This is a genomic window from Neolewinella antarctica (assembly GCF_011927835.1).
Classification (GTDB): domain Bacteria; phylum Bacteroidota; class Bacteroidia; order Chitinophagales; family Saprospiraceae; genus Neolewinella; species Neolewinella antarctica.
This window is the reverse complement of the sequence record NZ_JAATJH010000002.1, coordinates 195,444-209,338: the sequence shown is the minus strand read 5'-3', so window position 1 is coordinate 209,338 and position 13,895 is coordinate 195,444. Positions and strand designations below refer to the sequence as shown.

Below are 13,895 nucleotides of genomic sequence, written 5' to 3'. Positions count from 1 at the left end.
GCGGGGTAGATACGTGCCAGGGTACCCTGCCCTTTACCGAAATACCCGGTACCCGCGCCAGCGCATTACGCTAAGCCAGCTTTTTCGATTCGATCCGCGACGTAACCTTGCCCCGTCCGTTTGATACGAAACTTCACCAAGTCGCCCGCTTTGGGGTCTGGGTAGCGCAGATTTTTGACTCGGAAGTGAAATTCTTCCCTAGTGTCTTGAAGCCGAACGTAACCGTGGTTTCTGTCTTCGAGATAAAAGAGGATCGTACCAAAACTAAGCGTCGTCATGGCGGCGAAGGTACGGACGGGCTATTCAACAGGGTGCTGCCGCAACACTGGTGGTGGAGCTTCCGTATTGAATAAAATTACATCCCTTGAAACCTCTCAGAGAAGCCCCCCACATCAGCGGCCGCCTACCAGCCGATCACGCCGAAGAACCCATCAGCCAGTCCGTCGCCCCTCCGGTGGATACCTTTCGGAGAAAAAAGACCGGTAAGGGCCGTTCCGCTAAGCTGTGGAAGCCCAAGCACGTCTATTTCACCGCCGCTGCCTGGGAGGAAGAGCACGGCCGGCGTATCGCCGCAAGACTGGACGAACTAGGCGTAGTTTACGAAAGACTGAAAGGCAACCGCCTCCCCCGACTTGGTGGTAGTACCACCCGGGAAACCTATAAAAAAGCAAAAAACACCCTTGCCGTGGTCAACGCTCCGCCGGGGCAAATGAAACTTACGCCCATTCCTCCGTCAGCCGACTGGCAGTTCCACCTCGCCAAGGGCTGCCCGGCCCACTGTCAGTACTGTTACCTGGCGGGCAGTTTGTCCGGCGCGCCAATTACCCGGGTTTACGCTAACCTAAATACCATTCTCGGTAACGTCGATAACTACATCCAACCGGGCGAGGAACGCGCTACTAGTTTCGAAGCCAGCTGTTACACCGACCCCCTGGGTTTGGAGCACCTGACCGGAAGCATCAGCCACACGATCGAAAAATTTGGTCAGCTAGGCCCCGACCCGAGCACGAACTCCCCCGGTGCGAGTCTCCGCTGGGTGACGAAGTACGACGACGTTACCCCACTGCTAAACCTCGACCACCAGGGACGCACCCGCTGCCGCATTAGTCTTAATGCAGATTGGGTGACGAAAAAGCTCGAAGGCGGCACGGCCGACCTAACCGCACGCATCGAAGCGCTCCGCAAACTTCGTGAAGCGGGTTACCCCGTCGGCGTGGTGCTCGCCCCGATCATGCCCTTCCCCGGCTGGGAAGAGAGCTACGCGGACGTGCTGGACCGGGTAGCAACCGCCGTCGGTACAGACGCTGACATCACGTTCGAACTGATCACCCACCGCTTTACCCCGGGCTCCAAACAGGTGTTGCTGGACTGGTACCCTAATACAAAGCTCGATCTCGAAGAAGAAGGACGGCGAAAGAAGTTCAATAAATTCGGCGGTCACAAATTCGTCTACGAAAAAAACCAACTCGGGGCGTTGAAAAAATGGATGTACCGGGAAGTCGGGAATCGTTTTGGGGAAGAATCGATTCTTTATTTCACTTAAAACTACGGCTAGGGTAGCGGCCGTACTCCGTACGGCATGTCCGGTTTCCGCGCCGTTCCGGTGCGAGAATTTATCGTGGATCATTACCATATTTCGCGCCGCGACGGTACAGCGACCGGGAGAGTACGCAGTTGATAGTTACGGGGTTATTCTCGCGGCCGTTATTAAAGTACAAGAAAGCAGGCCATAAAGCTAAAAAGGCCACGCTCAATACTGAGCGTGGCCTTTCCTTTCATGCTTGATGGAAAACGAACTTAGTTCTCCAATTTACCCGACCGGGAACCGGCGGAGTAGTTGATTTTCAATTGATTGGACTTACGCAGTTTGGTCTTTACGTCCTGAACAATACCCATCGTTACTTCGCCGTCAACGCGGAGGGAAGAGGTGATTTGAGTACGTTTGGCTTCCGGTAGCTTTACCTTGTGCTGCTCCAAAAACAGTGGAATATCATCTACAATAGAAATTTTGTCGCCCAACTGGATACGAGGAGCAGTACCGTATAAATCTCGATACTGAATTGTTGGCCGACCAATATAAATGTAGTTGACGAGGGACTTTTCTTCAAGCTTCGTCAGCTGGGTAGCTTCTGGCGTGTTGACGGCTACCTTAAGCGTAGAATCTCGCAGGACAGTTACCATCATGAAGAAGAACAGCAACATGAAAATGATGTCCGGCAGAGATGCCGTAGAGACTTTTGGGCTCGCCTTGCCGCGTTTTTTAGAGAACTTAGCCATGGTGTTGCTTATGTTTTGGTGAACTGTCTTTGAATACAATTCTTAGATGCACGGAGCATCCGTTTTGGTGGAAATAGAGAAAAGCAAAAAAAGGGAAGCACGCAGCCGTGTTCGGTACGGCTTCCCCCGTAAACTTTTTACTTCACTTAATTATCTTCCTCGCCGAAGTTAGTGGGCTCGGCTTCGGAAAGTACCATCGGAATTTCCGTCTTGATGGCCTTGCGTTGCGCAAATGGCATGTCTTCCGAGTAAGGAGTACCATACCGTTTCTGTGCCTCCGTTTCCCAAAGTTCATCATAAGCTCCTTTGAGTTCATTGTAGACGGCGAGGTACGTATCGTACTCCGTGCCACGGTCATTCTTTAGGGAGATGATAGCCTTATTGGGTGCCTCGGACATATTCTCCAGCCTTTGTGGGTTACGGATGAATTCTTTGGCAGCTTCACGAAGACGACCGATCTTCATCGGCTCATCGCGTACCAACAAATCGTTCTGCGCATTCACGAGAACGGAGAATACGTTCCGCTCTTTGAGCTTCGTGATATCCGGCTCCTCGTCAGACCACGGCGGCAATTTTACGAGGATGCCTTTATCCTCCGCAATGGTGGTGGTGACCAGGAAGAAGATCAACAGCAAGAAGGCGATATCCGCCATTGAGCCTGCGTTGATCTCATTATTCATCCGGTCTCTAGTCTTGGTCTTGGCCATGGTAGTGGGGGACGTTTAAGTTGATTATTTGAAAATACCCCGGATGCCGAAGCCGATCAGGGCAAGAATGGACAGCCCGACGAGAACAACGGCGGAAATAATGGATCCGCTGACAAACTTCAGCGTGCCTCCGTCAAAATCAGCTTGCTGGTCCGTATTGAACTTATTGATGGAGTTCTGAATCGCTGCGGATTCCTGAGTGACGTCGTTATTAGCTACGGAGTAGCAAATAAAACAGATGACGAGCAGCAGTACCGCACCGATGATTCCTTTAAGAGAACCCGATGGATCAGAAGCTACCTGCGCGAGTCCGAAAACGATCGCGGCGATGAAGGCAACGATGATGAGACCGATGGAGGCGTAGATACCGAAGTCAAATGCGCTGGTCGCGTATTTCTCCGCGCCCTTAACCTGATCGTTTGTCAGTACGTCGATCTCTGCGGCGGGTGCACCGAAGATGCTGACCATAAAGATGACAACTACCAAAAGCCCAAGTCCAAAAGCCAGCGCCTGACCGTACTTATTTAGAAAATCGTACATAGAATTAGCATTGGAAATTATCCCAGGGGGTCGGGGGTGAAATAGTAAGCACCGAAGCGATGGACCTCAGCCAATCTTACGCCTGAGCGGTAACCGGCCGTGAAGACTGATAACCCCACAAACGTAAGATTGAAACTAAGCCCATTTTGGTGCGTGAAGAACTATTTAATTATTCGACACCGTGGGAATAGATAAAGGATTTGGTTATTTGATGACGGTCGTCGGGCCGGTCGTGCCGGGGCGCGTCGTACCGGCGACTACGGTAGTCGGGCGGAAAACGTTGGTCGTAGCCATGGTGTCCACCAGGGCGATGGAAGCATCTTCCATCCGGTTTACGATGCCGTCGATCTTGTTGACGATGTAGTTGTAAAGAATCTGGAGGATAATGGCGACAACGAGACCGAATACCGTGGTCAGGAGGGCTACCTTAATACCACCGGCAACAACCGCGGGGGAAAGGTCACCAACCGTCTCGATCTTGTTAAAGGCCTGGATCATACCAATTACCGTACCCATGAAACCGAGCATCGGTGCGATGGCGATGAAGAGCGAGATCCAAACGAGGCCGCGTTCGAGTAAGCCCATCTGAACGGAACCGTAGGAAACGATGGCTTTTTCGACTGCGTCGGGGCCTTCGTCGGCGTGGCGAAGTCCTTCGTAAAGGACGCTGGCGGTGGGGCCGGCGGTGGACTTAGCTACTTCCTGGGCACCAGCGACGTCACCTGCTTCGAGGCGCTCACCGATGCGGGAAAGCAACTTATCCGTGTTCGTGGATGCGAGGTTGAGCGTAATGATGCGCTCGATACAGAAGGCCAGGCCGAGGATCAAACAGACGAGCACGATCGCCATGAAGCGCCAGTCACCGTCGATGAAGTACTTCTTGAGGATCTGGTAGCCGCTAGCTTCGGCGACTTCGTCTTGAGCCAGCAGGTTGCCGGCGGAAATGAGCACCAGCGCGAAAGCAGCCAGTATCTTGTTAAGGTTTCGCATAGCCATAATTTGGGTTGACGGTAAAAATTTGTGTGTGAAGTAAAGAAACATTGCTGGCCGATCAAAGCCGTGGGCCAACAAATTAGTAATTAAACGGAGGCCAACCAAAGTCAGCCCCCGTTCATCAGTGCGGAGAGAGAGGGATTCGAACCCTCGAGACGGTTGCCCGCCTATACGCTTTCCAAGCGCACCTCTTCAGCCACTCGAGCACCCCTCCTGATGTGGTACGGAAAAATTACGTTCCGTATCCTTTTAACTAAGCCTGGCTTGCCGTTCTCTAAATCCTGGCTGAATGTGGGCAAACCAGCCGTTATGTTATTACGTGACCGACACGCATTCGTGCCTGGTCGATGTACAAGCTACGTTTGTCGGTCGTAGCTGCGCAGTAGTCGCAAAAATTGCAAAAAGCATCAACAAAACAAAATTTATATCGGTAATGAGCGATATAAATAGTTATTCTCTTCGGTCGTTTTACTTCACCCAGGGTAAATCCGGGTGCGCAAAACGGTCTAAGTCAAACAGTTGCCACGCATTGGTGGTCGTTTGCCGGGCGACTTCCGCAACGGAAGTTTTCCAGAGTTCCGCAACCTTATCGGCTACTTTTGGCAGGTAGGCCGTCTCGTTGCGTTTTCCCCGGTAAGGGGTGGGGGCAAGATAGGGCGCGTCCGTCTCAAGCAAAAGCCGATCGTGTGCGACTTGTTCGATACTCGGCCCGATCCCACCGTTTTTAAAAGTGGCCACGCCGCCAATGCCCAAATAAAAGCCAAGGCTGACGGCGCGGTTCGCCTGTTCGGTACTGCCCGTCCAGCAGTGGAAGACGCCACGGAGCTTTTCGTCCCCTACCCTTTCGATCAATACCAACAGCTCGTCAATCGAATCCCGGGCGTGAATACAGATGGGCAAGTCGAACTCGATCGCCCAGGCGCACTGGGTCAAAAAGGCGGCTTCCTGCTGTTTTTGGTAGGTTTTGTCCCAGTAAAGGTCCATCCCGATCTCACCAATGGCGACCCAAGTACGGCCGGAATCCAGATAGCCGCGCACGATGGCTAGCTCTTCCTCGTAGTTATCCTTCACGCTTACCGGGTGGAGGCCCATCATGGACAGCGTACTTTCCGGATAGTCCGCTTCCAAGTCTAGCATCGCCCGGTGGCTGGTGGAGTCGATGGCGGGCATGATGGAAAGCGCGACGCCGGCGGCGGGGATGCGGGCCATCATCGCGGCGCGGTCGGGCGCGAATTTGCTACTGTAGAGGTGGGTGTGGGTATCGATCAACATTTGGTCTGGGGGAGATGCGGAAGCAGAGTGTATTGGCGGACGAAAGCCCGCCGCCGTTTTACCTTTGCCGCATGGCGAAACAAAAAAAGTTCTACGTAGTCTGGCTCGGGCACGTGCCGGGCGTCTACACGACCTGGCCACAAGCAAAACAGCAAGTGGACGGATACAAAGGTGCAAAGTATAAATCATTCCCCGGCCGGGCGCAAGCCGAAGCCGCGTACGATGGTGGTTTCCAGCGGTACATGAACGCAGCCGTTGCTAGCAACTCCACCCCGCACCCGCGCAGCGATAGCGAGTCTACCCTGCACCCGCGAAGCCATAGCGAGTCCCGCACTCAGTCGGGACGGCCGCGCAAACCCTCTACCCGCAAGAGCAACGCGCCCACGACGCCCACGATCCTGAGCCACAGTATTTCCGTCGACGCCGCCTGCTCCGGCAACCCGGGCAAAATGGAGTACCAGGGCGTCACGACCACCGGTAAAAAGCAACTTTTCCACCGCGCCTTCCCCCTGGGAACGAACAACATCGGCGAATTTCTCGCCCTCGTCCACGCCCTCGCCTTCCTGAAGGCGCAGGAACAACCTGAGCTCCCCATCTACAGCGACTCGCAAATCGCGATCGGCTGGGTCAAGAAAAAGAAGTGCAAAACGACGCTGAAGCGGGGAAAAAAGACGGAAAACCTCTACGAATACATCGTCAAGGCGGAAGAATGGCTGAAGGCGAACCCGGTGACGAACCCTATTTATAAGTGGAATACGCGGGGTTGGGGGGAGATTCCGGCGGATTTTGGCCGAAAATAGTATGGTAGTAGCGCTACGCGCAGTATGGTAGTCCCGCTCGCGGTAGCTACTACCATACTATCAAACTAGTCCAAAGCACCTACTGTCATACTATCGAACAAACTTCATCCGGTAAGCCGCATCCGTCTCCCCCTTGCGAATCCGCTCTAGCTTCCGGTTAATCATCCGCCGCTTGAGGGGTTTGAGGTGCTCGGTGAACAGGATGCCCTCGATGTGGTCGTATTCGTGCTGGATGACGCGGGCGTTCATGCCGTCAAAGGTTTCAGTGTGCTCGACGAAGTTCTCGTCCTGATAGCGGATGGTAATTTCTTCGGCGCGGGCGACGTCGCCGGTGATGTCGGGGATGCTGAGGCAGCCTTCGGTGTAGGAGCAGTCGTCACCGGCTTCTTCGAGGATTTCGGCGTTGATAAATACGCCCTTCTTACCGAGGTGCGCTTCGGCTTCGTCGTACATCGGCCCGGCGTCGATGAGGAACATGCGGATGCTTTTACCAATTTGGGGGGCAGCCAGGCCGACGCCGTGGGCGGCTTCCATGGTTTCCCACATGTTGGCGAGGAGGGTCTCGAAGCCGGCGTACTCGGGGGTAATGGGTTTGGCAACTTTTTTCAAAACGGGTTGCCCGTAGGCGTAAACGGGAAGAATCATGTAGAGAGAGTTCAGTATTCGCCGCAAAGATAATTAGCGCAAGCTTTCCATAAAATCTTGCAGGATGATAGTTGCGGCCAACTTATCGACGCGCTCTTTTTGCCGGCGCTTCATTTTGGGCACGCCCATGGCGATCATCGCCTCCACGGCGCGTTTGGAGCTGCGGTATTCGTCCTGACGGTGCAGCGTAATTGCCGGGTATAGCTTGGCAAATTTGCGTTCGAAACCGATGACTTCATCGTTGATCTTGTTGGGGGTGCCGTCTTTGTGCAGGCTTTCGCCAATTACTAAGTCCGTGACTTCTTCCGTAGCCAGGTATTTCTCCAGCCAGTCGAGTAGCCGCCAGGTCGGGACGGTTTCCAGGCCGTTGGCGACGATGCGCAACGGGTCGGTAGCGGCGAGGCCACACTTTTTGGAGCCGTAATCAATGGCCAGAATGCGGGGCATTAGTTTGCTTTCCCTCCCCAACGCCTCAGAACGTTTTTTGGTTAGGCGCGGTCGCGGGTGCGGGACCAGCTGGCGCGGACGCAGGTGCAGAGTTGTTTTATAAAGGCACGGGAGGTTGGGCGCGACTCTATATTCTTGGACAATAGAAACATCCGCCGCCACCGGTACCGAAGAAATAACTCACCCCGAGTTCCAGCCCACCCAGACCGCGGGTAATCGAGCTGTATTTGCTAACGTTAACGTCCGCCGTGAGGGAGGCCACGAAGTTCTCGTGGTAAAACCGCGTGAGCAGCACGACCGACTCGGAACTCAGTCCGTTAACCCCGTCGTTGAGTCGGTAGCCCGCCCCGACCGTAAAGAATTTATTATCGGGGTCAAGCTGCCCGCGCTTGATGAAGTTAAACTCCACCTGGACGCGCAACTCGTTGTGCGGCCGCTGCCAACTGTAAACCCCCTGAAACGTCAGCGACTTCCGGCCCCGCAGCATCAGCGTGGTTCCGCCCTGCACGTTGTACCGCTGCTTCAGCACGGAAGAAGAATCGCTTGACGTCAAACTAGTTAGCTCGTTCTGCAAAAAGCCCCGTTCCGGCTCACTCAGGTGCTTAACCGCCACCGCTACCCGCCACTGCCGCAGCGAACTGTTCTTGTCGTCGTAGTAAAAGTGACCGCCAACGCCGTAGTCGAGCACCAGCGGGGCACTCCGGCTGAATACCTCGTCGGGGATATTGGGGTCGTCAAACTGGTCGTCGAACGTAAGGTCGGCCAGTTCCAGGCTGTACCCGATCACCCCGATCTCCGCCCCCAGCCCCAGCAGCATCGTCGGCTTGTTGCCCCGGCCACCCAGCGATTTGGTGTAGGCCCCGCTCAGGTAAGCGGCCGTGGTTTTGATGGTCGGTTCACCCTGCCAGTCGGCCAGTATTCGAGCGCCCAGACCGAAATAATCCCCCGGCTCCGTTCCACAGATTCGGCCATCCACGGCGGCGGCAACCGTCCGAAATGCATTGCCCTCCAGCGAGCTGCTCCACTGATCGCGGAGGATGGTGCTGACCCGCAAATTGTGCTCTCCGGGGATGAAACCGGTGTAGGCGGAATTCAGCACCAGCGGCGCGTTCGTGTAGTCGGAAAAGTGCTCCTCCTGCCCTGAAACAGATAACGAGAACATCACTGCCACAAGAAACACCCAGCATTTATGATCGAACCTCTCGTCGGGTTTTCGACCACAAAGGGCACGGAGAACACAAAGGGCGTTTCTCCTCTGTGATCTTTGTGTCCTTTGTGTCCTTTGTGGTAAAAGAAAGGATGCTGCGGGTGGATTATTATTAAGGTACTTCATCAGCGAATCAAATTAACGGTACCCGTGATCGTCTTCCGTTCCCCGTCGACGTAAATAACCTCCAACTGGTAGGTATAAGCCCCCAGGCCGGCCGCCACGCCGCCCTTCGTCCCGTCCCAACCAAAGGTTTCCTCATTGGGCGGCAGCTCCCGCCGCTCAAAAATCAGCCCACCCCAGCGGTCGAACACCCGAAAGTGGTTGATTTGTAAAATACCGTCCGGAAACTTCGTGCGCACCCGGAAGACGTCATTCCGGCCGTCTCCATTCGGCGTAAAACCGCTCGGTAAGAATATTTCCCGGTCGATGAGTACGTCAACGTAAACGCTGTCCCGGCCGGTACAGCCAAACTCGTTCGTGATCTCTACGAAGTAATTCCGGCTGATCAGCGGGGAGGCGACCGGTACCGGGCAGTCCGTACAGTCCAGGCCGAACGGCGGTTGCCACTCGAACACCGAGGCGTTTGCCGTAAAGCGGGTTTCCAACACGACGGATTGCCCCAGGTCGATCATCACGCTGTCTTCCACGATGTCCACCCCCACGGAATCGGGCTCGATCACCGCCAGATCGAAGATCTCGAAACAACCGGCGGAATCAGTGACCTCAAAAGCGTATAAACCCGGCCGAAGATTACTGAACCGGCTTCTCCCTACGCCGGATTCGGCGTAGTCCGGCCCAGTTAGCGAAAGCACGTACGGGGCCGTCCCTCCGGCAAGCGTGGAAACACCGAGCACGGCGTCGTTCTCCCCAAAACAACTGATCTGTTCCAGCGAATCCACCACCACGAGCGGAGCGGGCTCCGGAACGGTGACTACCCGATCGACCAGGCAGCCATTTCCGTCGCTAATTTGAAATTCGTAGTCGCCGGCCGTTAAGTTTTCGAGTGGGCCGGCTACCGCGACGCTATCAGTCGTGATCCCGTAGGGGGCTACCCCACCGGTCACGTTCACTTCGATCCGGCCGTCCGACCCGCCGGAGCAGGTGACGCGCCCGATAACTGCCCCTGCCTCCAGACGCGCCGGCTGTGCGACCGCGCTCGTCAGTTCCGTTTGGCAGCCTTTGGCGTCTACGACCGTCAGGGAATAATCGCCCGCGGGCAAGTCCGTGACCGTCGCGGAATTATCCCCGGTCGACCAGGTATAGGCGAAGTCCGGGCTTCCGCCCTCCGCCGTCGCCGTGAGGGAAGCGACCGCGTCGTCGAAGCAAGAGATTTCTCCGGTCTGAACGATTTGCCCGGTAACGGCGGGGTTGACCGTGATCGGGACGGTTAGCGTGTCGGAGCACAGTTCACCGTTACCCACCACGAGTTGCGCGCGGTACTCTCCGGCGGCGGGGTATTTGTAGTCGATCGCGGTACCGACACCGACGCTGCCGTCCCCGAAAGACCAGGCGTAATCCGTGATGGCCACGCCGCTCGCGCCGGTAAAGGTGATCGTTTCGCCCAGGCAAACTTCCGTCGCGGACGGGGTGAAGTCCGCCACCGGCGTCTCGTTAATGGTTAGCGAGCGAGAGACGGTTTGGGTGCAGAGCCCACCGATCGAAGCGGTTAGCTGCACTTCGTACACTCCTGGCGCACCGTAGGAATGGACCGGGCTGGTAAGTGAGGACATTTCTCCATCGCCGAATTCCCAGCGGTAACCGGTTGCGTCCGGCGTGGTGTTGGCAAACAGGACACTATCGGGGTTACAAGCATTCGCCGTTACTACGTCGAAGGAGGGTGTCGGGAGCGGACGAATGAAGAGCGGTTGTGACAGGGTATCCCGGCAGCCGGTTTGGTTATCGGTCACGACCTGCGTGATGGTTTGCGGGCCGCTGGTTGGGTAAGTATAAGTACCCGCGCAGTTGTCCTGAGTTTCCCCACCGTCAAAGACGAACGTGCAGGCTAACCCCACACCGGCGACCGAAGCAAAGGTGGTTGGGTCGCCGAGGCAGGTACTATCCGCTACGGTGAAGTCGGCAACGGGGGCGGCGTTAATGGTGATGGTGGAACACTGTTGGCCGGAACAGCCGTCCGGTAGCAGGGAAGTTACCGTCAGGCATACTTGGTAAGTACCCGAACTGTCGAAGACGTGGCCGACGGCGGCGCTGTTCTGTGGAGAACTGTCGTCCCCAAAGTCCCAACGGTAATCGACGTTTCCGGAGCCTTGGCTTTGAAACGTAATTTCTTCGCCGGGGCAGCCAAATACGGGCCCCGCGAACGCTGCCTGCGGGCTCGGGACGACCACGATCGAGTCCACGTAACTATCCACTCCGCACTTGCCAAACACTTTTTGCTCAATACGGTATTGTCCGGGCCCGCCAAAAGCCCAACGCTGGTTTTCCGCCCCCGTGATGGTATCGCCATCGATCACGTACAAAAACCCGGCACCCGCGCTCGCGCCACTTCTGATGTCAAAGGAATCACCCGCGCAGACCGTGCCGGGAAGGCCGAAGAACGCCTGGACTTCCGTGGGCGATATTTCCAGGCGCTCGCACGTGGTATCGCTGGCGCACTTGCTGCTGACGACGAGGCAGACGTTGATGGAATCGACCACGTCCGTGTCGTACACGATCACCGGTGCCGCCAGCTCCGTACCCACCGTGGCACCGTTCAGCGTCCATTCGTAACTACTCGCGCCGGCAAATCTGGAGTTGGATATTGCTACCGTATCGCCCGAGCAGTAGGGCGCGCCGTTGGTCGTGAAACTGGCGACCGGCGTGGGCAAAACGGTCACGGCCTCGCTGATGGTCCGCTCCGCGCAGCCGTTGTTCAGCACCAATTCGATCTCGTAAATTTCCGGCGTAGCGACCGCCGTTAGTTGTAGTGGACCGGGGTTGGGGTCGGTGGAAAAAGTTACGCCGTCCAGCCGCCAGTTGTACGTCAGACTAGCCCCGGCGGCGGATTGGTTGTTGATCGCTACGTCCAGCACCGTACAGCTATCCGGGGCAAAAGTCAGGGAAAAGGCGGGCGCGGGCGCGGGTGCAATGGTGATTTGTTGGACGGACTCGGCGACGCACGGACCGCGCATGACGGTGAGCGTGACGTCGTAAGTACCGGCCGCCGGAAAGGTAAAGGTTGGGTTCTCCCCCCGTGCGGTACCGAGCCCGGCAAAATCCCATTCCGCCCGGTCGAACGTGAGGCCGTCTGGTACGCTAAAACTGACCTCGTTACCGTCGCAGTCGTCCACCGCAAAGGAAGCAACTAACTCCGCTACCCGGACGGTAAAGAAGGCCTCGTTGGAGCAACGCGCCAGGTTAGCCAGCCCGTCGACCCGGTACGTGACGACGTACTCGCCGATGCCCGCCGCGCCGGGGTCGAAACTACCGCCGGCACTCACCAGCCCCGCCGCGTCCGAATAAGTACCGCCCGGTGGCTGCACGTTAAATTGAATTACGCCATCGTCCGCACAGAGCTCCCGGTCGGTAGCCCCCGTGATCGCGGACCCGACGATGACGACGGTGATCTCATCCGCCACCACGCAGGGCGGGTCCCCGAAACTGACGCGGTAAGTACCCGGCGCCAGGCTTCCGGGGTCGATCGTTCCGTCGAAGGGGGTTCCGTCAATGCGCCAGAAGTCGCCGGGTAAATTAGCGGTCAGCCGGTAGGCGACGTCCTGATCGCAGAGCGTGGAGTCGGTCGCGTTAATAACGGCGGTCGTGGCGGGGTTGACCCGAAAAACGTCCACCGCCGGCTCCTGATCTCCACAGAATGGATCGGGGTCGCGTAACCGGGCGGTGACGGTGTACTGACCGAGGCCGAGGTTGACGGGGAAATTGGTGACCAGCGCGCCGTCCACCGTGTATTCCAGTGCGGGAAGGAAGGGATCGGGGGTGTAGGCGAGACTTTCGCAAGCATCGGGCTGGGGGGTTAACCGATTGATGACGCCGGAGCGTACTTCGATTTGAAAAGAAGAGTCTACCGTCTCGTTACAGCTTTCGTTGACGCCGCGCAGCGTTACCGTGTAGATTCCGTCCCGACTGAAAGTGACCCGGGTGTTTCTACGGCGGCTATTTTCAATTACTCCGCCGACTCCACTCACCGTCCAACGGTAGGTGTCGATGCCGATGGATCCACCACTGGTCAGCCGGACGGTGGCATCGCCGTTGCGACAGACGTTGAAGGGTGCGGTGTCCGCCACCAGGCCTGAATCCGGCCGCGCGACGGCCACTGGTGCGTCAATTACGGTTACGGTGCGCGTAATCGAATCCGCGGCACATTCATTTTCCGCCCGAATAGTTATCGGAAAAGTACCGAGTTCCGTGAACGTGTAGCTCGGGACGCTGGTAAACCCCTCGCCAAAATCATAGGTGCGGTTCACCCCGGTGGGGCATACTTTATCGGCGAAAAAGGTTTCTTGCCCGACACATACCGTGGGGGGGAAATCTCGAAATTCAGCGCGCGGGGGGCTGAGAAACGTGACCGGGATCTCATTTTCCTCCGGCACGGTACTACCCACGATAAACGTCTTAATCGTTATTCGTCTTCGATCGCTGGCCACGCAGGTGGTCAGTATGTCGCGAAAATCGTACTCGTGAAATTGCTCGGAGGTGGTGGTCGTATTGGCCACCATTCCCGTCTCACCGTTGCCCCAGGCCAGTTCGATCCTTTCAATTGTCTCGGTGTACAACGGGTCGATAATTACCCGGGCGCAGAGCGTGTAGAACGTATCCGTTTTACTCAGGCAGACGACTTGCCTCCCGGAGCATACTTGTACCGTCGGTGCGTTCTGCGCGGAAACATGTCCGTTCACGAATAGCACGGTAAGCACCAGGCTGGTGAAGATGGTTTTTAACATGTTGTTTGAGCTGAAATACTAAAGTGAAGACTAAACATCCGTGCAAGGCGACCGCAAAAGTAACCCACCTTTCCGCAGGTCACGGGGTCAAATGGGGAAACGGTACGGA

At 56.4% G+C, this 13,895-nt stretch carries 12 protein-coding genes and 1 tRNA gene; 2 read left to right on the top strand and 11 right to left on the bottom strand.

All coding sequences use genetic code 11. The annotated features are described in order from the left end of the window. Window positions 1-65: 65 nt before the first annotated feature. Window positions 66-278 (bottom strand): hypothetical protein, encoded by a 213-nt coding sequence (locus GGR27_RS06205; RefSeq protein WP_168036554.1) that lies wholly within the window; start codon window positions 276-278, stop codon window positions 66-68. Between the two features lie 86 nt (window positions 279-364). Here GGR27_RS06205 and GGR27_RS06200 point away from each other — a divergent pair, with 86 nt between their 5' ends. Further along, window positions 365-1,543, top strand: a complete 1,179-nt coding sequence (locus tag GGR27_RS06200) for an SPL family radical SAM protein (protein WP_209037892.1) — start codon at window positions 365-367, stop codon at window positions 1,541-1,543. Window positions 1,544-1,797: 254 nt separating this feature from the next. Here the strand turns inward: GGR27_RS06200 and GGR27_RS06195 are convergent, their stop codons facing one another. The 6 genes from GGR27_RS06195 to GGR27_RS06170 form a co-directional block, all read right to left on the bottom strand. After that, a complete protein-coding gene (locus GGR27_RS06195) occupies window positions 1,798-2,277 on the bottom strand; it encodes an ExbD/TolR family protein (RefSeq protein ID WP_168036553.1) in 480 nt (159 codons plus the stop codon). A 146-nt stretch (window positions 2,278-2,423) separates the two neighbouring features. Further along, complete coding sequence (locus GGR27_RS06190) at window positions 2,424-2,984, bottom strand: ExbD/TolR family protein (RefSeq protein ID WP_168036552.1); 561 nt, start codon at window positions 2,982-2,984, stop codon at window positions 2,424-2,426. Between the two features lie 24 nt (window positions 2,985-3,008). After that, complete coding sequence (locus GGR27_RS06185) at window positions 3,009-3,524, bottom strand: hypothetical protein (RefSeq protein ID WP_168036551.1); 516 nt, start codon at window positions 3,522-3,524, stop codon at window positions 3,009-3,011. 204 nt (window positions 3,525-3,728) lie between these two features. Then, window positions 3,729-4,514 (bottom strand): MotA/TolQ/ExbB proton channel family protein, encoded by a 786-nt coding sequence (locus tag GGR27_RS06180; RefSeq protein ID WP_168036550.1) that lies wholly within the window; start codon window positions 4,512-4,514, stop codon window positions 3,729-3,731. 130 nt (window positions 4,515-4,644) lie between these two features. Continuing rightward, window positions 4,645-4,731 (bottom strand) — tRNA-Ser (locus tag GGR27_RS06175). Between the two features lie 254 nt (window positions 4,732-4,985). Next, complete coding sequence (locus GGR27_RS06170; protein ID WP_168036549.1) at window positions 4,986-5,789, bottom strand: TatD family hydrolase; 804 nt, start codon at window positions 5,787-5,789, stop codon at window positions 4,986-4,988. A gap of 71 nt (window positions 5,790-5,860) precedes the next feature. Here GGR27_RS06170 and GGR27_RS06165 point away from each other — a divergent pair, with 71 nt between their 5' ends. Beyond that, complete coding sequence (locus tag GGR27_RS06165; RefSeq protein ID WP_168036548.1) at window positions 5,861-6,589, top strand: ribonuclease H1 domain-containing protein; 729 nt, start codon at window positions 5,861-5,863, stop codon at window positions 6,587-6,589. 90 nt (window positions 6,590-6,679) lie between these two features. Here the strand turns inward: GGR27_RS06165 and def are convergent, their stop codons facing one another. From def to GGR27_RS06145, 4 genes are all read right to left on the bottom strand, one after another. Continuing rightward, complete coding sequence (gene def / locus GGR27_RS06160; RefSeq protein WP_168036547.1) at window positions 6,680-7,234, bottom strand: peptide deformylase; 555 nt, start codon at window positions 7,232-7,234, stop codon at window positions 6,680-6,682. Between the two features lie 33 nt (window positions 7,235-7,267). Next, on the bottom strand, window positions 7,268-7,681 hold the full coding sequence (gene ruvX, locus GGR27_RS06155) for a Holliday junction resolvase RuvX (protein ID WP_168036546.1): 414 nt from the start codon (window positions 7,679-7,681) through the stop codon (window positions 7,268-7,270). A gap of 127 nt (window positions 7,682-7,808) precedes the next feature. Further along, window positions 7,809-9,014: a PorP/SprF family type IX secretion system membrane protein gene (locus GGR27_RS06150; protein WP_262887710.1), complete on the bottom strand. Its 1,206-nt coding sequence runs from the start codon at window positions 9,012-9,014 to the stop codon at window positions 7,809-7,811. Beyond that, complete coding sequence (locus GGR27_RS06145; protein WP_168036544.1) at window positions 9,014-13,786, bottom strand: PKD domain-containing protein; 4,773 nt, start codon at window positions 13,784-13,786, stop codon at window positions 9,014-9,016. Before GGR27_RS06145 ends, GGR27_RS06150 begins: the two co-directional genes overlap by 1 nt. Between the last annotated feature and the right edge of the window lie 109 nt (window positions 13,787-13,895).